Genomic DNA, 2,154 nt, shown 5'->3' with positions numbered 1-2,154 from the left:
GCCGCCTACTGCCGTTTCAGACTACGATCAAATGCCCAAACGGCAAAAATGCCGTTCAGAACACTGTCAACATCAAGTTGTCCAGTACTGAAGGTGACCCCATCGAGCGAGCGTTGATTTCTTACAAGTGAATGAAGTCACGCACTTTAACCTTTCTTTATCGCTGTGAAGCGTTTGATGAACCCTAACTTAGAGGGGTCCATCCATGAAGAAACAATTCCTGTTGTCTGCCCTAACCCTGTCGCTGATCCTGGCCTCCTGCGCCGGGTCCCCGGAATCGAAAGTCACCATAGCCCCGCCTGCCGTAGACTTTCCTGTGCCTGACGACGCCGCCGGACCTGACGGTTCGGGCCAGACCATTCTCACTCAGAGTGATTACAACCGCGACCACCGCGCAGATCACAGCGACGAGGCTGAGGAAATCACGATCATTCCCCCCGATCCCAAGCCGGGCAACCTGCCCACCCGCGCCCGCCTGGGCGAGGCCACCGTTCTTAAAGGCAACCGGCTGAGCGCCCAGGCGCTCCCCGCCAACGCCCAGACCGACAGCGTGGACCTGCGGGTCCTGGTGATCAGCAGCGGGGCAGGGGATTTCGGGCTGGACAGCGCCACCGCCATGTTGCAGCAGGGCGGCGTGCCGTTCGACGTGCTGGACGCCAGCCAGACCCCGCTGGGTCAGGGCAACCTGATCAATGCCGACGGCAGTGGCAAGTACCAGGGCGTGATCCTGACCAGCAATGCCCTGGTGGCCGAGACCAGCCCAGGCGTGTACACCAGTGCCCTGGACAGCAGCGAGTGGGACACCCTGTTTCAGTACGAAGCCGCGTACAAGGTGCGTCAACTGGCGCTGTACGGCTACCCCGGCGTTGCGCCGGAGGACTATGGATTGCGGGCCGTACCTGGCGCGGAAACCTCTACCACGTCCATGCTTCCGAACAGCGCGGGCAAGGGCGTCTTCAAGGACCTGACCGGAACGGCCCTGCCCGTCCAGTATGCCTACACCTATCCGGCCACCGTTGTGGATATCCCCGGTGTCACCACCACGCCCCTGATGACCGATCCACAGGGCCGTGTCCTGGCCGCCACCAGCACCGCCGCCGATGGGCGCGAACGACTGATGCTGACCACCGCCGAGAATCCCTACCTGCGTCACACCCAACTGATGAGTTACGGCCTTGTGCAGTGGCTGACCAGAGGCGTCCACCTGGGCGAACACCGCCGTTTCTTGCAGGTGGACATTGACGACCACTTCTCGGCTGGGGACCACCTGAACGCGCAGACCGGGCAGATCTACCCACAACCCTTCCGCCTGAGCGGCTCGGACCTGCTCTCGGTGCGGGATCAGCAGACCAATATCAGACAGACCTATCCGGTGGCCCAGACCTTCCTGTATGCAATGGCTTTTAACGGTGGCGGCGCTTTCCCCAGTGCTCCGGCCTCATGCAACCTGGGCATCAGCACGCCGGACCTGCTGACCAGCGTGACCAAGTGCGTCAAGGGCAGCTTCGACTGGGTGAATCACACCCGCGACCACTTACGTATGGACGTGATGGACCTTGCGACGGCCAAGACCCAACTCAACGGCAACATTACGATTGCCAACAAGCTGGGGCTGCCCGTCAGCAGGAAGGGACTGGTGACGGGCGAACACAGCGGCCTGGGCAACATGGACCCCAATGACGACGGTACGCAAAACGACAACGGCACCAACCCAATCAAGCAGGATCTGGGGCTGGGCCGCAGCAACCCCAATCTGCTCTCGGCTGCCGTCAGTGCCGGGATGCGGTATATCGCATCGGACCACAGCGTTGCCAGCCAGCGCGACGACTCGTGCGCCACCTGCGGCGTCCAGCACCCGCTGAATCCCAACATCTTCCTGGTACCGCGCTGGCCCACCAACGTGCATTACCATGTCACCACCCCAGACGAGGCGGCAGCCTCTTACAACAGCATCTACGCGCCCGGCGGCATCCGCCCGTACTGGGACCACGCGCTGAGTTACGACGAGATCATGGACAAGGACAGCGACCTGACCCTGAACCACATTCTGGGCGGCCACGCCTTCCCGCACTACATGCACCAGCCCAACCTGCGCCAGTACGCCGCTGGCAAGAGCCTGGCCAGCGACTGGGCACGCGCCGCGCTGGTCAAGTA

General features: G+C 62.3%; 1 protein-coding gene. It reads left to right on the top strand.

Annotated elements, in window-relative coordinates; genetic code table 11:
• Positions 1-316: 316 nt before the first annotated feature.
• Positions 317-2,154: Agd3-related carbohydrate-binding protein (locus Q319_RS0123275; protein ID WP_211252421.1), on the top strand; the 1,838-nt coding region annotated here is incomplete at its 3' end.

The sequence above is a fragment of the Deinococcus marmoris DSM 12784 genome (genome assembly GCF_000701405.1).
Classification (GTDB): Bacteria; Deinococcota; Deinococci; order Deinococcales; family Deinococcaceae; genus Deinococcus; species Deinococcus marmoris.
The sequence above is the reverse complement of the archived record's forward strand: the minus strand, read 5'-3'. Positions and strand labels throughout refer to the sequence as shown.